Annotated in this window: 19 protein-coding genes; 9 read left to right on the forward strand and 10 right to left on the reverse strand. The window is 53.3% G+C overall.

Translation table 11 applies throughout. The features are described 5' to 3' along the window. The first annotated feature begins 39 nt into the window (after positions 1-39). The 8 genes from HQL65_07325 to HQL65_07360 all read left to right on the forward strand — a co-directional run bounded on the left by HQL65_07325 (position 40) and on the right by HQL65_07360 (position 9,613). Positions 40-972, forward strand: coding sequence for a methyltransferase domain-containing protein (locus HQL65_07325; GenBank protein MBF0136035.1), 933 nt, complete (start codon positions 40-42; stop codon positions 970-972). After that, on the forward strand, positions 959-1,957 hold the full coding sequence (locus HQL65_07330) for a PHB depolymerase family esterase (protein ID MBF0136036.1): 999 nt from the start codon (positions 959-961) through the stop codon (positions 1,955-1,957). The genes HQL65_07325 and HQL65_07330 overlap by 14 nt, the downstream gene beginning before the upstream one ends. Beyond that, the gene (locus HQL65_07335; GenBank protein ID MBF0136037.1) at positions 1,944-3,506 is read left to right on the forward strand and encodes a glycosyltransferase family 39 protein; all 1,563 of its coding nucleotides are present in this window, start codon (positions 1,944-1,946) and stop codon (positions 3,504-3,506) included. The genes HQL65_07330 and HQL65_07335 overlap by 14 nt, the downstream gene beginning before the upstream one ends. 200 nt (positions 3,507-3,706) lie before the next feature. Further along, a complete protein-coding gene (gene ispH / locus HQL65_07340) occupies positions 3,707-4,630 on the forward strand; it encodes a 4-hydroxy-3-methylbut-2-enyl diphosphate reductase (protein ID MBF0136038.1) in 924 nt (307 codons plus the stop codon). Between the two features lie 133 nt (positions 4,631-4,763). Next, positions 4,764-6,056, forward strand: a complete 1,293-nt coding sequence (locus tag HQL65_07345) for a diguanylate cyclase (protein ID MBF0136039.1) — start codon at positions 4,764-4,766, stop codon at positions 6,054-6,056. Positions 6,057-6,253: 197 nt separating this feature from the next. Next, positions 6,254-8,230 carry a PAS domain-containing protein gene (locus tag HQL65_07350; GenBank protein ID MBF0136040.1) on the forward strand — a complete coding sequence of 659 codons (1,977 nt, stop codon included), beginning with the start codon at positions 6,254-6,256 and terminating at the stop codon, positions 8,228-8,230. A 199-nt stretch (positions 8,231-8,429) separates the two neighbouring features. Next, positions 8,430-8,993: a hypothetical protein gene (locus HQL65_07355; protein MBF0136041.1), complete on the forward strand. Its 564-nt coding sequence runs from the start codon at positions 8,430-8,432 to the stop codon at positions 8,991-8,993. 29 nt (positions 8,994-9,022) lie between these two features. After that, positions 9,023-9,613 (forward strand): hypothetical protein, encoded by a 591-nt coding sequence (locus tag HQL65_07360; GenBank protein MBF0136042.1) that lies wholly within the window; start codon positions 9,023-9,025, stop codon positions 9,611-9,613. Between the two features lie 85 nt (positions 9,614-9,698). On the opposite strand, the gene HQL65_07365 is transcribed toward HQL65_07360, so the two are convergent. From HQL65_07365 to HQL65_07410, 10 genes are all read right to left on the reverse strand, one after another. Further along, complete coding sequence (locus tag HQL65_07365; GenBank protein MBF0136043.1) at positions 9,699-10,352, reverse strand: TIR domain-containing protein; 654 nt, start codon at positions 10,350-10,352, stop codon at positions 9,699-9,701. Positions 10,353-10,521: 169 nt separating this feature from the next. Further along, a complete protein-coding gene (locus HQL65_07370; protein MBF0136044.1) occupies positions 10,522-12,561 on the reverse strand; it encodes a sodium-translocating pyrophosphatase in 2,040 nt (679 codons plus the stop codon). Positions 12,562-12,645: 84 nt separating this feature from the next. Then, the gene (locus HQL65_07375; GenBank protein MBF0136045.1) at positions 12,646-13,287 is read right to left on the reverse strand and encodes an adenylate kinase; all 642 of its coding nucleotides are present in this window, start codon (positions 13,285-13,287) and stop codon (positions 12,646-12,648) included. A 108-nt stretch (positions 13,288-13,395) separates the two neighbouring features. Next, positions 13,396-13,662, reverse strand: a complete 267-nt coding sequence (locus tag HQL65_07380) for a succinate dehydrogenase assembly factor 2 (GenBank protein ID MBF0136046.1) — start codon at positions 13,660-13,662, stop codon at positions 13,396-13,398. Between the two features lie 5 nt (positions 13,663-13,667). Continuing rightward, complete coding sequence (locus HQL65_07385; GenBank protein MBF0136047.1) at positions 13,668-14,306, reverse strand: pentapeptide repeat-containing protein; 639 nt, start codon at positions 14,304-14,306, stop codon at positions 13,668-13,670. Between the two features lie 349 nt (positions 14,307-14,655). Continuing rightward, entirely contained in the window at positions 14,656-15,531 is an 876-nt protein-coding gene (locus tag HQL65_07390; GenBank protein ID MBF0136048.1) for a 2-oxoacid:ferredoxin oxidoreductase subunit beta, read from the reverse strand. After that, complete coding sequence (locus HQL65_07395; GenBank protein MBF0136049.1) at positions 15,531-17,249, reverse strand: 2-oxoacid:acceptor oxidoreductase subunit alpha; 1,719 nt, start codon at positions 17,247-17,249, stop codon at positions 15,531-15,533. The genes HQL65_07390 and HQL65_07395 overlap by 1 nt, the downstream gene beginning before the upstream one ends. 61 nt (positions 17,250-17,310) lie before the next feature. Next, entirely contained in the window at positions 17,311-18,183 is an 873-nt protein-coding gene (sucD, locus tag HQL65_07400; GenBank protein MBF0136050.1) for a succinate--CoA ligase subunit alpha, read from the reverse strand. 3 nt (positions 18,184-18,186) lie between these two features. Then, positions 18,187-19,353 (reverse strand): ADP-forming succinate--CoA ligase subunit beta, encoded by a 1,167-nt coding sequence (gene sucC, locus HQL65_07405; protein ID MBF0136051.1) that lies wholly within the window; start codon positions 19,351-19,353, stop codon positions 18,187-18,189. A gap of 661 nt (positions 19,354-20,014) precedes the next feature. Beyond that, positions 20,015-22,255: an NADP-dependent isocitrate dehydrogenase gene (locus HQL65_07410; GenBank protein ID MBF0136052.1), complete on the reverse strand. Its 2,241-nt coding sequence runs from the start codon at positions 22,253-22,255 to the stop codon at positions 20,015-20,017. 540 nt (positions 22,256-22,795) lie between these two features. On the opposite strand from HQL65_07410, the gene HQL65_07415 reads away from it, so the two are divergent. Then, positions 22,796-23,230 carry a DUF1640 domain-containing protein gene (locus HQL65_07415; protein MBF0136053.1) on the forward strand — a complete coding sequence of 145 codons (435 nt, stop codon included), beginning with the start codon at positions 22,796-22,798 and terminating at the stop codon, positions 23,228-23,230. Positions 23,231-23,274: the final 44 nt, after the last annotated feature.

The following is a 23,274-nucleotide window of genomic DNA, read 5'->3' on the forward strand; positions in this document are numbered from 1 at the left end:
ATTGTCCTGTCCATGGAGAGTCTGCAAGGAATATTTTCGATGATGGATGCCCTGAAATTCGCCAGAATCGCCCACATTCTCATCTGTCCCACATGCAGGGGTGATTTGATCCAGAGGGGCGAATGGACCCGAAACAACCTGGTCCTGGCGTGTGATGCCTGCCAGCAGGAATATCCGGTACGCCAGGGTGCCGTTCACTTCATCGCACCCGTGCGCACCCAGGATTCACTGGATGGCATGAAATACCATTTGAAACGCCTCCTGGGACCCCTGTACTATCGCCTGATCCGACCTGCCGTATCTCCCAGTTTTCCCTACAATACACGCGGTTACCTGCTCAAATCCTGCCGGCCCCGGGAAGAGATTGTCCTCGATCTGGGCAGTGGCAATCTCCAGATTCACCCGGACGTCTATGCCATCGATGTCGTCGATTATGCAGCGGTGGACATTGTGTGCAGCATTCACCAACTGCCCTTCCGGACCGATACGGTTGCCATGCTGTTGACCAACAATGTCATGGAACATATTCCGCATGTCCACCAGGCCTGGCAAGAAATTCAACGGGTGACCAGGCCCGGCGGCGACAATGTCCATGTCGTGCCCTTTCTCTATCCTTTTCATGCCTCTCCCGACGATTTCCAGCGCTATACCCACGCCGGCCTGGCCCATCTTTTTCCGGAGTGGCAGGTGATCCGCCAAATTACCGTTGCCGGTCCCCTCTCCCTGTTCAATGCCGTCATGACTGAATTTTTTTCCATCCTGCTCAGCTTCGGCCAGCAAAAATTGCGGGGTATTCTTTACCTGCTTTTGTGTCTGCCGTTGGCACCCCTGAAATTTTTGGACATTTTTTTTGTCGGCCACAAGCAGTTCATCTCCCTGGCTGCAACGATCCTGATTCATCTGCGCAAACCTGCCGCCCGGGAAACAGACATAAAGCCGCTCTCCACGGCAGGCAGCCATGGGATCGAATAAGGGCGTCCGCAGATGGCAGCATGACAAATGGCGACACCGAATGGGGGTGTTGCTGGCCTTGCTGCTGTTTGGGTTTCTGCTCTTGCACGGCTCCGGAGATGGTGTGCAGGAGATTGCCGATTTTACCCCCAATCCCGGTCATCTGCGGATGTATCTGTACACCCCCCGACAGATTGCTCCCCGCCCGGCACTGGTGGTTGCCTTGCATGGCTGTTACCAGACTGCGGCAGGTTATGCCCGTGCCAGTGGCTGGCTGACGCAAGCCGACCGCCTGGGATTAATTCTTTTGCTGCCGGAACAACGCTTCTGGAACAATCCCATGCGTTGCTTCAAATGGTTCGGGCACGCCGAAGCCGACGGTAACGGGGAAGTGGCCTCCCTGGTCGGCATGATCGACCACATCATGGCCGAACGCCACATCCCTCCTGAACGGGTATTCATCACCGGTCTTTCCGGCGGCAGCGCCATGGCGGCACTCATGCTGGCCACCCGACCCGATTTGTTTGCTGGTGGGGGATTGATTGCCGGCGTCCCTGCCCGGTGCGCCAGCACGGTGTTCCAGGGTACCCTCTGCATGCTCCTGGGTCTGGATCACACGCCCCGGCAATGGGGCGATCTGGTACGCCAGACACGGCACCCGCCCCGCCAGTGGCCCCGCATCTCCATCTGGCAAGGAACCCGGGATTGGGTCATCCATCCAGACAATGCCCGGGAACTTGTTGAACAATGGACCAATGTGCATGGCATCGATCCCGATGCCCAACACACTTCGGAAACCACAAACGCGCATCAACAGGACTCGTATCGTCTGAGCGATGGCACGGTCGTTGTGGAAAAACATCTTCTGAAACACGGACACGGACAACCCGTGGACCCGGGCCACGGCTGTGGCCAGGCCGGCTTTTTCTTCCCCGAAGCCGGGGTTTGCGCCAGTCACCAACTGACCCGTTTTTGGGGATTGGATACCGAACATGGCCAACCTTGAAAAGCTTCCCAAATACGCATTCGGACTCGCGGCAATTCTCGTGTTGTTTTTGGCCTATTATATTCATCTCATGAACGGCCCGCTCACCAACGATGAAAGCATTTACATTTCCGCCGGGGCATTCGCTACCAAATATACTCTCTACAAGGATTTTTTTCACAATCATGGACCGGTCTATCCCCTCGTTCTGGCACAAATTTTCCGGTTTGTCGATGAGGGTTATCTGCATATTGCCCGCCTCTTGACAAGTATATTGGCAACCTGTTCAGTCATGGTTTTTTTCATGATTGCCAGACGCATCAGTCACTCCTGGATTGCCGCCTGGGCCATATCGCTTCTGCTGGTCACCTCCACCGTCATGTTGCGCGTGCTGAAAACGGCCAGGAATGACGCGCTGGCCCTGTTTCTCCTGCTTGTCGGCCTACTGCTCGTCCTGGAGGCTCTTTCCCGCACCAGAAACAAATCTGTTTTATATGTCATCAGCGGCATTTTTTTTGGGCTGGCTGTTGGTACGCGCATCAATTTTGCCTATTTTCCGGCAATTGTATTTTTATATATAAACTTTGTTGAAGGCCGCACCTTGAAATACAATTTGAAGACCGTATCAGGTCCCTTTGTTGCCGGGGGTTTGATCGGAATGCTTCCGGTCCTGTATTATTTCATGATGGCTGGGGAAGTGTTTATTGATGACGTGTTTTCCTTCAATATTCTCACCTCGGAGGTATATTATGCCGGCAAATCCATGTTTTCCTACAAAATAGGCACATTTTTAAAAATAATCGGTCAGGATGTCATATTGGCGGCTTTTGTGTTTACAGGTGTTGCATTTGTCGCTGCCATCCCCGGGGCGGGCCTGAGAGCATTCGGCCAATCTTTTCATCGGCAGCGGGGGTTTTTGTTTGTCGGATTGCTGATGATTGGCATTCCCGTGGCCCTCATTCCCAACCCAACCTACCATCAATACATCAACCCCCTGGTGATACCGGCTCTGCTGCTGATGGCCGCCGCCTGGGGTGCTGCCGCCATCACCCTGAAAATACACCGTGCCCAGGAGTTCATGTGGTTGGCCATCGTAATTTTGGCCTGCAAACCGGGTTTCCTGGGTTTGGTCGAAGAGGCTCTCCTGTTTTCCAGGGAAGCAAACCCGGTGGCTAATGTGCGCAAGGCGGCCCATGAAATCCAGGATATTTTGACTGACTGCAACCTGAAGGGAAAAGTAGGTGCATTGACTTTTTTTCCCGCTGCCGAAGCCGGAATGGTGACGTATAAGGAATTTTCCGGGGCCGAGTTTTTATACAGAATGGAAGATCATATTGGAGAAAAAAAATTTTCCGCAATGAAAGGCGTTCCGAGACAACATCTGGATGATTTTTTCAAGAATGATCAACCTGCCGCGATTCTTTTGTGGGATGACCCCTCCGAAGCCGGACTTCTCAACCATGCCAGGACGCATGGATATTTTGAAATCAACAAGAAAATAGCCAATCGGTTGCGTTTGTATCTTGCTCCCGGGTCCGGCAAGTGCAACCCGACCCGTTTCAATCAATAATCGATGAACGCAGGTAACCACTCAGAACCCCTTCATTAAAAGGATTTGACATGGAAGACTTTGTTGAGGCTCCGCCCCAAACCCCGCCAAGAGGAAGGGCACAGCCCTTCCTCCTGGACCTCCTTCCCGGTTTTTCAAACGTTTACTCAAATAGGGGGGCTGAATAGTTACGAACGCAGACATATTTGCGGAGGAATCACATGCAGGTGCTGCTGGCGGAGCCACGCGGATTTTGTGCTGGAGTGGATCGGGCCATTGCCATCGTGTTGCGCGCCCTGGAAAAATTCGGTCCCCCCATCCATGTGCGGCATGAAATCGTCCACAATCGCTGGGTCGTCGAAAATCTGCGCCGCAAGGGGGCGATCTTTGTCAAGGATCTGAAGGAAGTTCCCGACGGCAGTACCGTCATCTATTCGGCGCACGGCGTATCAAAAGCCGTGCAAGCTGAAGGAGGACGACGCAATCTGCATGTGCTGGACGCAACCTGCCCTTTGGTGGCCAAAGTGCATCGGGAAGCCGAGCGCCTCGCCAACAATGGCCACATGGTGGTCCTGATCGGTCATCCAGGTCATCCGGAAGTGGAAGGCACCATGGGCCAATTGCCCCCTGGCCACATGCACCTGGTCTCCCGCGAAGCGGATATTGCCAAACTGCCCGACAACAATAAATCATCCGTCGGTTACATCACCCAAACAACCCTCTCGGTCGATGAAACCCGCAGCATGGTGGCCATCCTGAAACAACGTTTTCCCAACATTCAGGAACCAGCTCGGGAAGATGTGTGCTATGCTACCCAGAATCGCCAGAATGCCGTCAAGTCCCTGGCAGAAAGGTGTGACCGCATCCTGGTTCTTGGCGCTCCAAACAGTAGTAATTCCAATCGGTTGCGTGAAGTGGCCGAACGATCCGGGGTGCGGGCTTATCTGATTGAATCCGCCAGCGACATCCAGGAAGCCTGGTTGACAGGGGTCAAGGTTCTTGGGATCACCGCCGGTGCTTCCGCCCCGGAAATACTGGTCGATGAGCTGTTGGAATTTCTGGGTGACCGGGTGGAAAGCGTGGACATTTTGTCCGTGGAAAAAGAAAATCTGGCTTTTGCCCTGCCCAGAATACTCCAGGATTGAAGAAAACATTCTTGCAAATAAAAATTTATTATCAATAAATAAAAAATATTATTTGATTATTCTTCATTTGCTGTCAGACTGCGAACGTTCGTGCAGGATGAATCAGAAGATTGCCCGTCTGGAGGTTACGATCATGCCAAACATGTGCCTCATACCCGGGAACGAGTTTTTGCTGAATTCACTCCGCGTTCTTTATGTGGAAGATGACCTGGAAATTTGTCAGGAAATGACGGAATTGTTGTCCAGATACGTCAGGCAGGTTTTTCCCTGTCAGGATGCCCGGACAGGATTGACATGTCACCGGGAACAGAATCCCGATTTGATCATCACCGATATTCGCATGGCTTTTGTGGATGGTCTGGACATGATTCGTCAGATACGGCAGTCGGATCCGGACATCCCTGTCATTGTCACCACAGCGCACAGCAGCGAGGATTATTTTATTCGTTCCATCGAATTGGGTATCGACCGTTACCTTCTCAAACCGGTATTGCCCAAACAGATTCTGGAAGCCTTGACCTACTGTGCCAGGCGGCAATGGAATCAGAGACAAAGAAATGCCGCTGCCCGTTATCAGGAATTCATTCTCGACCTGCACCCGAATCTGCTCATCGTTCTTGACCAGGAGCGGATAGAATACCTGAATCAAACCTTTTTGAATTTTGCCGGCGTCAGCTCTCTACAAGAATTCAAGGAGCGATACAACAGTCTCGAACCTTTCCTTGACCCGCCTGCAACATCTGCTGCGGAAGGATGGTCGTCGCGCCTGCTGCATCTGGCTTGCGCGGACATTCCTATTGTTTTCATGCATCATCCAGACGCTCCCAACTCCACGCGCCAACCTTTTGCCGTCTCTTGCAACAAACATGCGGAAAACAACAAAATTATTTATACCTTTGCCGATGTGACCAGCATTGAAAATCAATTGCGCGATCTCAGAAAAAAAGCCTTTCAGGATTCCCTGACCGGTATTTGCAACCGGGAAATGCTGGTCAACGTTCTGAATGGTGAATTCAAGCGGGCTGCACGTCATGGCAGCGCTCTGTCCATCATCATGATCGACCTGGATCACTTCAAGCGGGTCAATGATGCATTTGGTCACTTGGCCGGTGACCTTGTTTTGAGGGAAATGTCCCGCTTCATCAAGAATAAACTGCGTGGTTCCGATGTGCTGGCCCGCTGGGGTGGCGAGGAGTTCATGATTGTCACTCCCGGAACAAGCCTTGAGGCTGCGCACACATTGGCTGAAAAAATTCGCGAGCTGGTGGCGACGCATACTTTTCCACAAGTAGGTACCATGACGGCCAGCTTTGGTGTCGCCGAGTTTCGTGTGGGAGATGATCAAACAAGCTTGACCAGCCGGGCCGACCAGGCCTTGTATACAGCCAAGCTGGATGGCCGCAACTGTGTTCGCAGTGCCCAATGACGATTCGACGCAGCAGGCAACGCAGCCTGAACAAACTCCATCACCATGGCTTGCCTGGAAAGTCCAAAAACCGTTTTTCCGGAAGCAACAAACAAGCATCTCGTTCTGTCCGCAGCATACAGAGTACAGGCTCTTCTTGTCCTCTGACCGTTTGTCCTCTTGCCAGCAAGCATCCTTTTCAACAAACTCGTCAGCAATTGCATAATCATGCCCAGGATGTCGGATATTCTGGTCAAACAGAACTGGAACAGCTTGTCGAGATACGCACAAGGGATTTGCTGGAAGCCTACTTTAAAATCGACGAGCGACAAGAAGATCTGCGCAAAATTGCCTCCATCGTTTCTGCATCACTCGACCATATGTCCTTGCTGGATGTCAATTATGTCTATCAAGTGGTCAACAACAGTTATTTGGAGTATTGGGGAAAGACCCGGGAAATGATCATCGGACACAGTGTTTCTGACCTGCTTGGTCAGGAATTGTTTGACCAGAACATTCGTCCCCTTTTGGATGAATGTCTCGCTGGTCATTCGGTCAACTACGAAGCCTGGTTTGATTTTCCCAGGCACGGTCGTCGTTTCATGAACGTCTCCTATCATCCCTATCATGATCGCCATGGTGCCGTATCCGGTATCGTCGTGGTCTCCAGGGACGTGACCGAACTGAAAAAAATTTCTCTGGCCTTGCAGGAGAGCGAGCAGCGCTTTCGCAATCTATTCGATGCCATGCCCAGTGGCGTGGCCGTCTACCAGCCAACTGACAATGGTGAGGATTTTGTTTTCAGGGATTTCAATAAATCTGCGGAACGTATTTCTCGGTGCAGCGCCGCAACCCTCGCGGGGCAGCGGGTAACCGAAATGTTTCCCGGCATCAAAAAAATGGGATTGTTGCAGGCTTTTCAGGAAGTGAACGCCAGCGGCAACCCCCGAACCTTCTCCATCTCGTTATATGAGGATGACCGCCTCAGCCAATGGGTCGAAAATTATATTTACAAACTGCCCAACGGCGAACTGGTGGCCATTTATGATGATTGGACCGACAAAAAAAATGCCGAAGAGACCATCAGGAATTTGGCCAAATTTCCCAACGAAAATCCCTATCCGGTGCTGCGGGTCACCCGGGACGGGACGCTCATTTTTGCCAATCCAGGTGCCCGACCCCTCTTGCAGGCTTGGCAGTGTCAGGTTGGCGACAAATTGCCGGCCAGGCAACGTGACCTGTTTCAACAGGTCATCGACTCCGGCAGGCACCAGGTTGTTGAAGAGTCGCTGGGCAAGCAGCATTTTTCCCTGAATCTGGTGCCCTTTCCCGAAGCCGGGTATGTCAATCTTTATGCCATGGACATCACGCCCATCAAGCATTTGTTGCGGCAGGTCGAAGAACAAAAAAAAGCCATGGAATTAATGAACCAGCAATTGGAATGGCGTGTCCGGGAGACCGTGCGGGAGATCCGTGACAAGGATGCCATTTTGATCCATCAGTCGCGACGGGCCGCCATGGGGGAGATGATCAACAACATTGCCCACCAATGGCGGCAACCCCTCAATACGCTGGCCTTGGTTCTCGCCAACATTGAAAGCGAGTGCAGAGAGTCTATCACGGATGATTCCCCATTATTCAATAAGATCAGTAAAGGATATCAAATAATCCGCCAGATGTCCCAAACGATTGACGATTTTCGATGTTTTTTCCGCCCTGAAAAAACCCCTCACTCTTTCAATATTTGCAAAATTATTCAAGATGCTTTACTGTTGCTGGAGACGACATTTACCAATCTTGGTATTGCGTTGCAAATTATAATTGATCAACCCGTTATTGCTGTCCATGGCTATCCCAACGAACTTTCCCAGACTCTGTTGATTCTGTTATCCAACGCCAAGGATGCCATCCAGGAAAGCCAATCAAAGCCTGGAAAAATCACCATTCATGTCATCCAGAATACGCAAAACGGTATCGTCGTCGTGGAAGACAACGGCGGGGGGATACCGGTGGACATACTGGACAAAATTTTCGATCCCTATTTCACCACCAAGATGGATTCCCAGGGAACCGGCATTGGTCTTTACATGGCCAAAATGATTATCGAACGCAACATGCAGGGCCGGCTTTTGGCCAGCAACATTCCGGGCGGGGCACGTTTCGAGATCAGGTTGCCGTTGTCGGATCGGGTATGACTGGTCGGACTTGCCATTCAGCAGGCGTTCACCAGAATATTTTTGGTGATTTTTCGATATGATCATTTGTCTATTGCCTTCTTGCTCTCCATTCGCGTATCGTCTTGCGACTTGTGTACCGACTGCTTATGAGTGAGTGTAGTGGGCCCAACCGTGCTGATTTGCCATGCCGACATGCCGATTTGACAAGGGGTAGCTTGTGGCCATATCTTCACTGAAAGACATTGTTGATCAACAACCTGACATTCAACCAACACAACGCTACGTTGGGATTAATTGGAACGCACGTCGGGAAGCATGGATCGAACGGGTCGAGGGGCTTATCAACTCGATCATATCTTTTGTTGAACCATTCAAAGGCTCCAAGCTGGATTATGAAAAAGAATATGAGCATCTTGACGAGTACCTTGTCGGCCCTTATAAAGCGCCATCTCTCAAACTGTTTATTGGTGCGAGTACGATCCTGATCAGACCAAGAGGCACGTTGATCATTGGCGGTATGGGGCGTGTGGACATGGACGGTCCAAAAGGGAGAGTCATGTTCATTCTGTCTCTCAACAACAAATTCCCATCAATATCTGTCAAAATTTCAGTCGGCGATCCTCCCTATGAAGACTCAGATGAATTACAACAGAGTGGCAATCTGTTAACCGCCGCCAAGGTGATCAGGGCGAAATGGCATCTTGTATATTCAAAGCATGAAAAAAATATGACTCCTTTTAATGAAAACTCCTTCTCTCAGGCACTTCAGGCGGTCTTGTGATGCCGAACAGTCCATACGACAGCAGATACATGCCAGATTTGGATATGATCGAGCAGTTCCATGATGAATGCCGGAATGGGTTATGGACTAAATACGATAAGATAATTTTTTTCCTGAAAAATGGAGGTGTTGTAACGCATGAAATTGATGCGTATATTAAAAAAGTTCCCGGCTATTTAACAATAACGTCTAATGAATTGATCCAATATATTGAGTATGACCGGAACAGAAAAATTATGGAATTGGATCTGTTAACGGTATTTGATTATTTGTCATTCGCAGAGGGAAAGATCAGACTTCACATTGTTGAAAGAATGAAAGAAAAAAGAAATACTATCGTAAGCAGTAGCCTACGACAACTGGATCAAACATCTCCAGAAGGAATTGGCAAAGAGCCTCTTGAAAAGGTTCTGGAAATTTTCAAAAAACACGGTACATCAGTCAAAATTATTGGGGAATTCAAATGGGCCTTGGCAACCCGTCATTGGCTCGCTCATGGCAGATGGTGGACGCTCAAGTCAGGTGTTCCTCCAAGACCTGATAGTATGAAGATGCGCGTACAAAAAATCCTTGAGGTTCTGAAAATATTACCATCTGGGAAGATGACGAATTCTCCCTGACTTCGCAAAAAGTTGACACTATCAACCTCAGTCTGTTCAAAAGTCCTAGACGTAGCCAGAATGAACCGCTGTTACCTCTGCTTTTTTAACCGACACGTCCGTCACGACAACGCCCACATTTTCTTTTATTATCAACCGCACCTTCAATAATTCCCAATCCCTCAACACACCTGTAACAATAATAACTTGGACAATCACTACAATACCAGATATTTTCGTCTGAATATCCCATCCCACACACTGAACAATTGGCACGTCTACCACCCTGAAATATTTTTGCATTCTCTATCTTTCTTCTTACCTGCTCTTCCGAATCTATCCCCAACTTGCTAAGAATAATATCTATTAATTCGGTGAATAAAATATTTCTAGAATCGATATAATTTATAGTATCTGGAAGACCAGGCAAAACAGTGTCATCAATCAATACTGGTAAAACATATCCAGGCCCCTCAAGGAGTGTTCTGGCATGAATACTTCTTCTTTCATGTTGAGTCCATTTCTTATCTTTATACGACTCAGAAACAAGCATCAAACAATATTTAGAACGATGCATATAAATTTCACCTAACTCTTCATATAAATCTTCTCCCCACAATTCTGCCTTATAGAATTCATCGAAAAATACATTAATATTATTATCGTCTAAACGACTAGCAATCTTTCTTGCAAAATCCCTTTCATTACCAGAGAATGAAATCGCAATATCAAATCTTATATCTTTAATCTTCTTACCCATATCAATGTTCCCAAACAGAATGTAAACTATACGGACAATGTGTAAAACTAAAAAGTTGGATCACGTCAGGGCACTGGAAATTATCACCAAATACTCAATAAGAAGGCTTACATAAGAATACCCGGAGGATGCACACAGGCACCCCCCGGGCACAGGAAACGACTGGACCTCAGACCATCAAGGAGACGATGAGCAGGGCCACGATGTTGGTGATTTTGATCATCGGGTTGACGGCAGGGCCGGCGGTGTCTTTGTAGGGGTCGCCGACGGTGTCACCGGTCACGGCTGCCTTGTGGGCATCGGAACCTTTGCCACCGAAATTGCCTTCTTCGATGTACTTTTTGGCGTTATCCCAGGCACCGCCACCGGTGGTCATGGAGATGGCCACGAAGATACCGGTGATGATGGTTCCCATCAGGACGCCACCCAGGGCCTGTGGTCCGAGGATCAAGCCCACGAGGATAGGCACCAGAACCGGCAACAGGGAGGGAACGATCATTTCCTTGATGGCGGCTGCGGTCAGCATGTCCACGGCCTTGGCATAGTCGGGTTTGGCAGTTCCTTCCATGATGCCGGGAATTTCGCGGAACTGACGCCGCACTTCGACCACAACGCTACCGGCAGCGCGTCCCACCGCTTCCATGCCCATGGCAGCGAAGAGATAGGGCAGCAAACCACCGACGAACAGGCCGATGATGACCAGATGGTTGGAAAGGTCAAAAGCGGTCGCTTTTTTCAACACGATTTGCAGTTCGTGGGTGTAGTCGGCAAACAAGACCAGAGCAGCCAAGCCGGCGGAACCAATGGCGTAGCCTTTGGTAACGGCTTTGGTGGTGTTGCCCACGGCATCCAGGGGATCGGTGATGTTGCGGATTTCTGGGGGCAGTCCGGCCATTTCGGCGATACCACCGGCGTTGTCGGTGATGGGACCATAAGCATCCAGGGCCACGATCACGCCCGTCATGGAGAGCATGGAGGTTGCGGCGATGGCGATACCGTACAGTTCAGCCACGGAATAAGATGCCCACATGGCCAAGCAGACGGCCAAAACTGGCGCGGCAGTGGCCTTCATGGAGAGGCCCAACCCGGCAATGACGTTGGTGCCATGCCCGGTCTGGGAAGCGGCAGCGATGAGCCGCACGGGAGAAAACTGGGTGGAAGTATAATACTCGGTGATCACCACCATGGCTGCCGTCAGGGCCAGACCAATCAAACAGGCCATGTACAGGGCACCCACGCTATAGCCCATGGTGTTGCCGATCATGAGCCATTTGGTGATGGGATAGAAAGCCACGGCAGAGATGGCACCGGCAGCGATCACACCCTTGTAGAGGGCCGTCATGATTCTTTCGCCCTCATTGACTTTGACAAAGTAGACACCAATGATCGAGGCAATGATGGAAACACCACCCAGGGCCATGGGGTAAACCAGGGCATTACCAAATTTGGGCATCACGAGGGCACCCAAAAGGATGGTGGCCACCAGGGTCACGGCATAGGTTTCAAACAGGTCGGCGGCCATACCAGCGCAGTCACCCACGTTGTCACCCACGTTGTCGGCGATCACGGCCGGGTTGCGTGGGTCGTCTTCGGGGATACCGGCTTCGACTTTGCCCACCAGGTCGGCACCGACATCGGCACCCTTGGTGAAGATACCACCACCCAACCGGGCAAAAATGGAAATCAGGGAACCGCCGAATGCCAAACCGACCAGAGGTTTCAGCATGTGCGATGGATTGTCGCCGCCCGACTTCAACAAGATCATGAAGAACACGGCAACACCCAAAAGACCCAGCCCCACCACGAGCATGCCCGTGACGGCCCCGCCACGGAATGCCACTTGCAGGGCAGGGTTAAGTCCGCCTTTCGCTGCTTCGGCGGTCCGCACGTTGGCTTTCACCGACATCATCATGCCGAAGATGCCGGCCGCTCCGGAGAGACCCGCTCCCAGGGCAAAACCAATGGCTGTCATCATGTCCAAAAACATGGCGAGCAGCACGAAAACCGCACCGCCCACATAGGCGATGGTGGTGTATTGCCGTGTCATGTAGGCCTTGGCCCCTTCTTCCACGGCGGCGGAAATTTGCTGCATCCTGTCGGTTCCCGCGCTTAAACCCAGAATCCATCCCCGGTTTTTGAAGGCCCAGGCCACGGCCCCCAATCCGCAGAGGATGGAGAGGTTCAACGCGGTGCTATCTACGTTTAGCATCTGTTCTTCTCCCCACGTCTACTGGTATGAAATGACTGAAAACGGTCCGATCCATGCGGGATCGTCCCTCCAACAAAGGACCCATTACCCCAGAATGGCACACAAGTCACTGAGGACCTTGTCCATGTTCTGCATGCCATCCACGGTTTTGAAGTTACCTTTCCTGCGATAGTAGTCGATCAAGGGCGAGGTCTGGCTGTGATAGACCGACAACCGGTTGCGCACGGTTTTTTCATTGTCATCCGCACGTTGGGTCAACTGGCCGCTGCACTTGTCGCACTCCCCCTCTTTGGCGGGTTTTTTGAACTGGATATGATATCCTTCGCCGCAGGACCCACAGGTCCGGCGACCCGTAATCCGGTTGACCAGAGGTTCGTCCTCGACGGCAATGTCGATGACGTGATCAATGGTCTGTTTGCGGGCCGTGAGCATTTTGTCCAGGGCTTCGGCCTGGGGCACGGTCCGGGGAAATCCATCCAGCAAAAATCCCTTTTGGCAATCGGCTTCCCGGGTGCGGTCGGCGATGATTCCTACCACCACTTCGTCGGGCACCAGACCACCGCTTTCCATGGCGGCCTTGGCTTTTTTCCCGACTTCCGTTCCCGCCTTGACTGCCGCCCGCAACATATCCCCGGTAGACAACTGGGGAATGCCATATTTTTCGGCTATCTGTCGGGCCTGGGTCCCTTTGCCTGCTCCTGGCGGACCCATGAGTATCACCTTCATGACACGTCTCTCCTTGCCTGATTAGGGGTGGTTCCTTGCCGGGACGGACCGGAGATCACCCTTCCTGTATACCTGCTGCGCTTTTTGCCATGCGAATTGTATGTCACTTCAGTCGATGTTCTCCCGCTGTCTGGAGAGACGCGACAACAAGCCCCTGTCCACCTCGGGTGGGGGAGATCGAACTCCGGAAATCCAGTCGAGCAGATCATTATCCGTACACTGGAGGAGTTTTTCCAGGGCCAGACACTCTGTCAAGTCCATTTGTTCCAGATTCAGATGACGACGCAGCAGCTCCTCCATCTCCAGCATGGAGCGTCTGCTGGTGAGAAAAACCAGCCGCCGACGCAGAGCAGGCAAACTTTCCGGGGAAAACATGATGTTCATTCCCCATCAAAGCGGGGGAGTTGTTGTTCCCAATCCGTGGTATCGGTTTCTGATTTTGACCAGGGTGCCTTGCCGTAAAAAAGTGCTGCGTCGGTTTGCACATTGCGGATGATGGCATTATGGAGATCCGCTTTGCGAAAATCCGCAGCACGCAGATCGCAGTCGATCAAACGTGCCCCGGTCAATACGGCTTCGCGCAGATTGACCTGCCGCAACGATGCACCGGTAAAATCAGCGTCAGTGAAGTTTGTACCTAAAACCTGCCCGCCAGTCAAATCCGCTCGTTGCAATTGACCATTTTCCAGTTGGCAGACGAGCATGTTCATGCCGGTCATGATGGCATCAGAAAAATCGCAGCGTTGCAACTGGGAGTGTTGGAAAAAAGCTTCCGCCAGACGTGCCCGGCAAAAACGGGCACCGTTCAGGTCGGCCCATTGCACAAAAATGGCGGAGCAATCGCACCCATCAAGCAGGGTTTCCTGCAAGCGACTCCCGGACAGGAGTGCCCCGGAGAGATTCAGGCCGGACAAATCCAGGCCGGACAAATCCAGGAAACTCAGGTCGGCATCCACGAGCGCACCGTTTTTTCCATGTGCGTCAAGCAATGCAGTTCGGTCCAGAAATCGTTGCAACATGGGTGCGATGCCCCCTCCTGACTCTCATATACACATTAAATCCATACCAGGGGAATAAAACACCAGCCCATGGCAATCGCACTTGAAATCCGGCCATCGATCAGCCAAGTTTTTCACGCCTTGATCTGTCCTGGGAGCGCAGGCGTCTCGCCTGCCTTTGCGGGCGGGACGCCCGCACTCCCGCAGGGCCGTCTCGCCTGCCTTTGCGGCCGTCTCGCCTGCCTTTGCGGCCGTCTCGCCTGCCTTTGCGGGCGGGGACGCCCGCGCTCCCAGGCAAACCCGCGATCCATCCTCATGTACAGAGTCAGGAAGGGTCACATCAACCCTTCCTGACTCCCATGGACCCGTATCAGGGACGCGAAACATCGATGATTTTATTCAGATCATAGTCGGGATTGCCACCAACCTTGGTGACGATCTCTTCCAGACGATCCACCAAGGTTGGTTTTTTGATCTGATAGAGCAGGCCCATGGGGGCCTTGCCCTTGGGACGCCGGGCCAGCTCCATGGCCGCTCCGATATCCGTCACATCGTGTCCGGCTGGAATTTCTTCCACCAGATCCCGGTAATGCTCCACCGTATCGATGTGATTGTAGGAAGTACACTGCGAAAAAAGGTTGACGTAGGCAAACCCCCGGTGTTCGATGGCTCCCTTGATCAAATCCGCACACACTTTCGGTTTGCCGGCGAAGGCCTGGGCCACATAGGTTGCCCCATAGGTCAACATGTAGAGCAAAGGATTCAGGGGTTCGTCGGGTCCGCCATAGGGTGTGGTGTAGGCTTTCAGCTCCGGACGGGAGGTGGGGGAATACTGCCCCTTGGTCAGGCCATAGATGCCGTTGTCAAACAAGATGTAGCTCATATCGACATTTTTCCGGGCCATGTGCGGCATGTGTCCGCCGCCGATGGAAAACCCGTCACCATCCCCGCCGGTCACCATCACCGCCAGATCCGGGCGGGCAATCTGGGCACCGGTGGCCACAGCTCCGGCCCGGCCATGCAGGGTATGCATCTTGTACGACTTGATAAAATACGGAGTCCGGGAAGAGCATCCGATACCCGAGATTGACATCATTTTGGTGGGATCGATACCCAATTCGGAAAGGGCACGGTAGATGGCGTTCAGAATCCCGTGGTGGCCACACCCGGGACACCACACCACCGAAACTTCCGACTTGTAGTCCTTTGGTTTCATTTCGACTTGATGTAATGCGGCTGTGGACATCAGATCAACTCCTTGACTTTGTCAACAATCATGGACGGATTGAATGGCATGCCGCCGCAAATGTTGTAGCGAATGGGATCAATGGAGGTTTCCGCACGGATGAAGTGGGCCAATTGTCCCTGGAAGTTGACTTCCGGCACCAGGATTTTTTTACAGGTAGCCGCGAAGGCTTCGTACTGCTTGACCGGCATGGGCCACATGAGCTTGGGGTAGAACCCTTTGACCTTGTAGCCAGCAGCCCGCAACCTTTGCACCGCTTCGCGCACCACACCAATGGTGCTGCCCCAGGTGATGATGCCCAGGTCGGCATCCCCTGAACCATCCACCTCTACCGGACGATAGGTTTCCACAATCCGGTTGAGTTTGTTGAATCGTTTTTCGTGCATGGCCCAATGGTTGGCTGGATTCCAACTGGGGGCACCGGATTCGTTGTGTTCGAGACCCGTGGCAATATGCATGGCATTGGGAGTTCCCGGGTCGGCCATCGGGGAGATGTGATCCGGGGTGAATTCATACCGCCTGTAGGTTCCCTGTCCATCCCACCGCTTGCGATTGACGATCTTGTAGGAGGCTGGATCCGGAGCCGGAACGGTTTGCGTTGAAAATGCCAGAGATCCATCCGACAGCAGAAGGACTGGACATTGGTACTCTTCGGCCAGGTTCAGGGCTTCGACAGTCATATCCACGCAATCGTGGACATCTTCCACCGACAAGACGACCCGTGCGGCATCGCCATGGGAGCCATGAATGGCCAAAAAGAGATCAGACTGCTCATGTTTGGTCGGCAGACCCGTCGAGGGACCGCCGCGTTGCACATCGACGAGCATGACCGGCGTTTCACTCATGGTGGCCATGCCGAGCATTTCGCTCATGAGAGCCAAGCCCGGACCAGAAGTGGCCGTCATGGATTTCAACCCGGCATAGGAAGCACCCATGACCTGGGAGATCGAGGCAATTTCATCTTCGGCCTGGATCAGGTGCTTGCCGCGTTTGGGCAGATGGGTGGCGACATATTTGGCAATTTCCGTGGCCGGAGTGATGGGATAGGCCGAGAAAAATTCCAACCCACCCAGGATGGCACCCAGGCCCACGGCGTCGTTGCCAGAGATCACGATGATATCCTTGGGAGCCTGGACATCGGCCAGTTTCCAGGGATCGACTTTTTTCACCTTGGCAGCCAGCTCTTTTCCCTTGCTGAACCCCTGGAGGTTGAAATCCAGGACTTCCTGACCTTTCTTCTTGAACTTTTTGGTCAAGGCAGCGATCAGGGTCGATTCATGAATATTGAACAACACCGACAGGGCACCCAGGGCCACCATGTTTTTGGACCGGATGGATTTCATCTCCTTGGCGGCCTGGGTCATGGGGATCGGATAGCCGATCACCCCTGGCGGCAGCTCACCCGGTTCAAAATCCCCACCCGGATAGTCGTAGACCACCGCAGTTCCGGGCCGCATGGCGCTTTTGTTCACTTCGAACGCCTCGCCGTTGAAAACACAGAGTACGTCAAACGTATCACCCTGATTATAAACTCTTTCCGAGCTGGCACGCACCTGATACATGGCGTAGCCACCCTTGACTTCTGCCGGAAAGGTCTTGAACGTATACACATCCAGGCCGGCACGGGCACAGGCTGCCGTGATGAAGTCGCCCGAGGATATGACGCCCTCGCCGCCCTCACCGCCGATGCGGATGATGAGGTCATTCTTCGTCGTCATTCGATCTCCCCTTTTCAATTCTCCCTGGTTATTGCGGGAAAAACAGATAAAAAAGGGGGGATCATCCCCCCATGGCTTTCAGCATGATGACACCCAGGTCCGACGGGCTCCGGGCGATATGGACGCCTGCCGCACCCAGGGCTGCAAATTTTTCTTCGGCGGTCCCTTTGCCACCGGAGATGATGGCCCCGGCATGGCCCATGCGTTTGCCTTTGGGAGCGGTCGCTCCGGCGATGAAACCCACCACGGGTTTGGTCACATGTTTTTTGATGTAGGCGGCGGCTTCTTCCTCGGCGGTGCCACCGATTTCACCAATCATGACAATGCCTTCGGTTTGCGGATCCTTCTGGAACTGTTCCAGGCAGTCGATGAAATTGGTGCCATTGATCGGGTCGCCACCGAGACCGACGCAGGTGCTTTGTCCCAGTTTGACGGCAGTGGTCTGGGCCACGGCTTCGTAGGTCAGGGTTCCGGAACGGGAGACCACGCCAATCTTGCCGGGCATGTGAATGTGTCCTGGCATGATGCCGATCTTGCAGGCTCCGGGGGTGATGATGCCGGGACAGTTGGGTCCGATCAGGCGGGTCTTGCGGCCTTGCAGGTAGCGTTTGGCCTTGACCATGTCCATCACCGGAATGCCTTCGGTGATGCAGACGACCAGATCGATGTCAGTGCTGGCGGCTTCCATGATGGCATCGGCAGCGAAGGGAGGGGGCACAAAGATGACCGACGCATTGGCTCCGGTGGCCCGCACGGCATCGGCCACGGTATCGAATACCGGCAGGCCCAGATGTTTCGTTCCCCCCTTGCCCGGGGAGACACCACCCACCATGTTGGTGCCATAGGCAATCGCCTGTTCCGAGTGAAACGTGCCATTTTTCCCGGTGAAACCCTGGCAAATGACCCGCGTATTCTTGTCTACATAAATGCTCATGAATCAGGCTCCCTTGATAGAGGCGACCGCCTTCTCGGCTGCATCGTTCAGGTCGTTGGCGGCGATGATGGGCAGACCCGACGCGGCCAGGATTTGTTTTCCCTTGTCCACATTGGTTCCTTCCAGCCGGACCACCAGGGGCTTGTTCAGGGACACTTCACGTGCCGCTGCCACAATGCCCTCGGCAATCACGTCGCACCGCATGATGCCGCCAAAAATATTCACCAGGACCGCTTTCACGTTGGAGTCGGAAAGAATCAACTTGAAAGCCGCCGTCACGCGCTCGGTTGTCGCCCCACCGCCCACATCCAGGAAGTTGGCCGGGCTGCTTCCCTTCAATTGAATGATGTCCATGGTAGCCATGGCCAGACCGGCTCCGTTGACCATGCAGCCGATGGAACCATCCAGGGCGATATAGTTCAGATCATGCTTGGAGGCTTCGATCTCCTTGGCATTCTCTTCGTTCAGGTCACGCAGTTCCTCGATATCCTTGTGCCGATAGAGACCATTGGAATCAAAATTCATCTTGGCGTCCAGGGCGATCACATCCCCCTCGCCCGTGACCACCAGCGGATTGATTTCGACCAGGGAGGCATCATTTTCCACAAAAGCGGTATACAGGCTGGTCATGAACTTCACGGCCTTGCCGATCTGCTTTTCTTTCAGTCCCAGACCGTAGGCAAGGTTGCGAGCCTGAAAACCGGTAAATCCAACAGCCGGGTCCACGGCTTCCTTCAGGATTTTTTCGGGATGTTTGGCGGCCACTTCCTCGATTTCCATGCCCCCTTCGGTGGAGGCCATCATGGTCACCCGGCTGGTGCCGCGGTCAATCACCATGCCCAGGTAGAGTTCCCGGGCAATGTTGCACCCTTCTTCGACATAGATGCGTTTGACTTCCTTGCCGGCAGGGCCGGTTTGTTTGGTGACCAGGGTCATGCCGAGCATCCGCTGGGCCTGTTCCCGGACTTCGGCAACACTCTTCACCACTTTCACACCGCCGCCCTTGCCGCGTCCGCCGGCATGAATCTGGGCTTTGACGACAAACACATTGCCACCCAACTCTTCGGCGGCTTTCACGGCTTCATCCGGGGTGAACGCCACCCGGCCACGCGGAACCGTTACCCCGTAACGGGCCAGAATCTGCTTCGCTTGATATTCATGGATATTCATTGGGGCTCCTACCTCGTCACAAAAAAGTATTCATGCATTCGAACCGCGTGTCCGCCGGTCCCATGCCGCCGACCGGTCTGCAAAACCTCCTGGCCGTGCTGCCTGGCTTCAATAACGGTTCACTCCAGAGTTTGTGCCCTTCGCCTGTTTTCCATTCGGTGCAGTGGAGAATAGGGGGGAATCGTCTTTTGTCAACTCCTGCTGTTGGCGATTTCTTCGGAATATTTCACTCTGAAACCCTGAAACAAATCGGGGCAGGAAGCCACCGGCCTCCCGCCCCATCCCTGGTCCTGCACCGTCCTGGTCTCCGGGGGCCAGGCTGCCATCAGGGCAACCAGATGAATTCCCGGATAAATCATCTATGGAAACCGTGTGCCGGTCAACTTCCCCCCCGGACCTGCCCGGCAAGTCGGACATACGCCACGGATCAATCTTGACACACAGGCGCGGAGGATAACACTCCATACATTCCATCTCAAGGGATGCGCAATTTTTCACACCATCCACGCACACTTGGGGATATCCAGCAGCCGCAACCACATCCGCACATGACGAAAATCCCACACCACGACCCATCTGCATGTGCCGGAAAGACCTGGCAGCCATGACCATGGCCATGGCTGCCATTGACGGTTCAACGATATCCGGGACGCAAGGGGTTTCAGCCAATGATGGCATTCAAGGTTGGGCTGGGCCGCTGTGCCCTGGCCACCTTGGCTGGATCCGTGTGGTAATAGCCACCCAGGTCCATGGGTTTGCCATGACCGGCTTTCAGCTCTTCCCAGATTTTGGCTTCATTTTTCTTCAGTTGGTCGGCAATGGGGGCAAAATGACTCTTGAGTGCGGCATCGTCATTCTGCTCGGCCAAGGCTTGTGCCCAGTGCAGCGCAATGTAGAAGTGGCTGGCCCGGTTGTCCACCTTGCCCACGGAGCGACCCGGGGACATGTTGTTGTCCAGCAACTTGCCGATGGCCTGATCCAGGGTTTTGGCCAGCACGGCGGCCTTGGGATTGTTGCGGGTCTGGCTCAAATGCTCCAGGGAGGCACCAAATGCCGAAAATTCTCCCAGCGAATCCCACCGCAGATGCCCTTCTTTCACAAACTGCTGCACATGCTTGGGTGCCGAACCGCCGGCACCGGTTTCGAACAGTCCACCGCCCTGCATGAGGGGAACGATGGAGAGCATTTTGGCGCTGGTGCCCAGTTCCATGATCGGGAACAGGTCCGTCAGATAGTCGCGCAGCACGTTGCCGGTAACCGAAATGGTATCCTGGCCGTTTTTCATGCGGGTCAGTGAAACACGGGTGGCTTCCCGGCCCGGCAGGATGCGAATATCCAGCCCGGAGGTGTCATGATCCTTCAGGTACACTTCCACCTTTTTGATCAACTGGGCATCGTGCGGACGGTCCTTGCTCAACCAGAAGATGGACGGCATTCCAGAGAGTCTGGACCGATTGACGGCCAGTTTGACCCAGTCCCGAATGGAGGCATCCGTGGCCTGACACATACGCCAGATATCCCCGGCTTCGACCTTGTGTTCCATCAGAGTCTTGCCGGCAGCATCGACAATGCGGATCGTGCCGTTGCCAGGGGATTTGAAGGTGGTATTGTGGGAGCCATACTCTTCGGCTTTTTGGGCCATCAGGCCGACGTTGGGGACGGTGCCCATGGTCGCCGGGTTGAACGCACCATGTTGCTTGCAGAAATTGATGGTCTCGTCGTACACCCAGGAGTAGCTGCTGTCCGGAATGACGGCTTTGGTGTCGTACTCCTTGCCATCCGGTCCCCACCCCTTGCCGCTGTTGCGGATCATGGCCGGCATGGAGGCATCGATGATGATGTCACTTGGTACATGCAGATTGGTGATCCCTTTGTCGGAGTCCACCATGTACAGCGTGGGCTGTTTGGCCATGCAGGCCTTGATATCCGCTTCGATGGCCTGGCGTGGTCCCTCGGGCAGTTTGCCGATCTTGGCCAGCAGATCGCCAAAGCCGTTGTTGACATCAACGCCCAGTTCCTTGATCTTGTCGGCGTGTTTGTCGAACACATCCTTGAAGAAGACCGTCACCGCATGACCAAAGATCATGGGATCGGAGACCTTCATCATGGTCGCCTTCATGTGCAGGGAGAAGAGGACACCCTGTTTCTTGGCGTCCGCGATCTGTTCATCGATGAAGGTGCGCAAGGCGGCAATGCTCATGAAGGTGCCATCGATCACATCACCCTCTTTCATGGGCACCTTGTCCTTCAGCACCTGCACCGCACCGCTGGCATCGACAAACTCAATGCGGGAATTCCCCGCCGAAGCCGCCGGAATGGTCAGCGATTTTTCATTGGAGCAAAAATCCCCGCTCTTCATGGAGACCACATGGGTCTTGGAATCCGGTGACCAGGCTCCCATTTTATGGGGGTTTTTCTTGGCAAATTCCTTGACCGACTGCGGTGCCCGGCGATCCGAATTGCCCTCTCTCAGGACGGGGTTGACGGCGCTCCCCTTCACCTTGTCGTAGCGGGATTTGGCCTCCCGTTCGGCATCGGTTTGGGGTTTTTCCGGATAATCTGGAATATCGTAGCCCTGGGATTGCAGTTCCTTGATGGCTTCCTTGAGCTGGGGAACCGAGGCACTGACATTGGGCAGTTTGATGACATTGGCGTCCGGGGTCTTGACAAGCTTGCCCAGCTCAGCCAGATCATCGGGTTGCCGTTGGGCTGCGGTGAGTTTTTCAGGAAAACTGGCAATGATGCGTCCTGCCAATGAAATGTCCTTCGTCCCTACGGTAATGCCAGCCGGACGGGTAAATGCCTTGAGGATGGGAAGAAAAGAGCCACTGGCCAGCTCCGGAGCCTCGTCCACCTTGGTATATATGATATCCATATGCCCTTCCGCGTTCTGATTTGACATCTTGAATTTCTCCCGATTGCAAACGAGTTGCCTGGTGTTTGTTGATCACAATGGCGTTTAGATTTTCGAAACTCCAAACATCTGGGCACGATGACGGCATGCAGCATCCATGGCGATCCCATCTTCCACCTGTTCCCGACTTTGCCGCCAGGATCATCCTGTTTTTGATACGACGCCGGGAATTTTGGTCTTGATTTTTGCTGTGCAGAATTTTAATCTCCCCCTAACTGTACTTTATCCAGAATCGATCCAGAATCGCCATATTGAAATGTCAGTCTGGACAAGCACACAATTTCCAAGAATATCACACTGAAAATCCCTGCTCAAGGGAAAGAAATTCGGCGGAAAAGGGAACCCGCAAGGCGCATGCCTGGATTCAAGGCGCAAAAACACCGCAGGGTCTGTCTCTGTCGGGTGCAGTGTCCGCTGATGCAGGGGTTTGCAGCCCCGTTCCAGGGACCTGTTCCCGGGCGATGTCGGGTGCAAGTGGATTTTTTGGGACAAACATGAGATATCCTCGGATACAGGAGGAAACGAAACATGACGACCATCACCTTTGACACCTTGAAATTCGTGCGCCGACTCAAGGATTCAGGAATTCCTGAGAACCAGGCCGAAGCCATATCCGAAGCTTTCAAGGATGCACAGGCCGCCCAGATTGAAGAATTGGCATCCAAACGGGATTTGAAGGAATTGGAAGGACAGCTTGCCACCAAGGCGGATGTGGCCAAGGTGGATATTCATGTCCTGGAACTGAAACACGACTTGAAGGAACTGGAACTTCGCATGACCATCAAGCTTGGTGCCATGCTTCTTGCCGCCGTTGGTCTTGTGGTCACGGCCAACCGACTTTGGCCCATGCCCGTGCAATACGTCCCACCCCCTCACTCATTCCAGGAAATGCGCCCAACTGCCCCGGTACAACCTCAAGCCCCAGTCCTGCCACCAACGGTATCGACACCACCGACACGTTGATTTTCTCTCCTGGCAGCCATCGTGCCGCCACTCCCCCACCGGCT

Source organism: Magnetococcales bacterium (genome assembly GCA_015228935.1).
Taxonomy (GTDB): Bacteria; Pseudomonadota; Magnetococcia; order Magnetococcales; family DC0425bin3; genus HA3dbin3.

What these genes read in the sequence shown, in the direction of transcription:
- HQL65_07325 (MBF0136035.1), top strand. Translation starts at nt 40, where the DNA reads ATGATGGATGCCCTGAAATTCGCCAGAATCGCCCACATTCTCATCTGT.
- HQL65_07330 (MBF0136036.1), top strand. Translation starts at nt 959, where the DNA reads ATGGGATCGAATAAGGGCGTCCGCAGATGGCAGCATGACAAATGGCGA.
- HQL65_07335 (MBF0136037.1), top strand. Translation starts at nt 1,944, where the DNA reads ATGGCCAACCTTGAAAAGCTTCCCAAATACGCATTCGGACTCGCGGCA.
- ispH (MBF0136038.1), top strand. Translation starts at nt 3,707, where the DNA reads ATGCAGGTGCTGCTGGCGGAGCCACGCGGATTTTGTGCTGGAGTGGAT.
- HQL65_07345 (MBF0136039.1), top strand. Translation starts at nt 4,764, where the DNA reads ATGCCAAACATGTGCCTCATACCCGGGAACGAGTTTTTGCTGAATTCA.
- HQL65_07360 (MBF0136042.1), top strand. Translation starts at nt 9,023, where the DNA reads ATGCCAGATTTGGATATGATCGAGCAGTTCCATGATGAATGCCGGAAT.
- HQL65_07365 (MBF0136043.1), bottom strand. Translation starts at nt 10,352, where the DNA reads ATGGGTAAGAAGATTAAAGATATAAGATTTGATATTGCGATTTCATTC.
- HQL65_07370 (MBF0136044.1), bottom strand. Translation starts at nt 12,561, where the DNA reads ATGCTAAACGTAGATAGCACCGCGTTGAACCTCTCCATCCTCTGCGGA.
- HQL65_07375 (MBF0136045.1), bottom strand. Translation starts at nt 13,287, where the DNA reads ATGAAGGTGATACTCATGGGTCCGCCAGGAGCAGGCAAAGGGACCCAG.
- HQL65_07380 (MBF0136046.1), bottom strand. Translation starts at nt 13,662, where the DNA reads ATGTTTTCCCCGGAAAGTTTGCCTGCTCTGCGTCGGCGGCTGGTTTTT.
- HQL65_07385 (MBF0136047.1), bottom strand. Translation starts at nt 14,306, where the DNA reads ATGTTGCAACGATTTCTGGACCGAACTGCATTGCTTGACGCACATGGA.
- HQL65_07390 (MBF0136048.1), bottom strand. Translation starts at nt 15,531, where the DNA reads ATGTCCACAGCCGCATTACATCAAGTCGAAATGAAACCAAAGGACTAC.
- HQL65_07395 (MBF0136049.1), bottom strand. Translation starts at nt 17,249, where the DNA reads ATGACGACGAAGAATGACCTCATCATCCGCATCGGCGGTGAGGGCGGC.
- sucD (MBF0136050.1), bottom strand. Translation starts at nt 18,183, where the DNA reads ATGAGCATTTATGTAGACAAGAATACGCGGGTCATTTGCCAGGGTTTC.
- sucC (MBF0136051.1), bottom strand. Translation starts at nt 19,353, where the DNA reads ATGAATATCCATGAATATCAAGCGAAGCAGATTCTGGCCCGTTACGGG.
- HQL65_07410 (MBF0136052.1), bottom strand. Translation starts at nt 22,255, where the DNA reads ATGTCAAATCAGAACGCGGAAGGGCATATGGATATCATATATACCAAG.
- HQL65_07415 (MBF0136053.1), top strand. Translation starts at nt 22,796, where the DNA reads ATGACGACCATCACCTTTGACACCTTGAAATTCGTGCGCCGACTCAAG.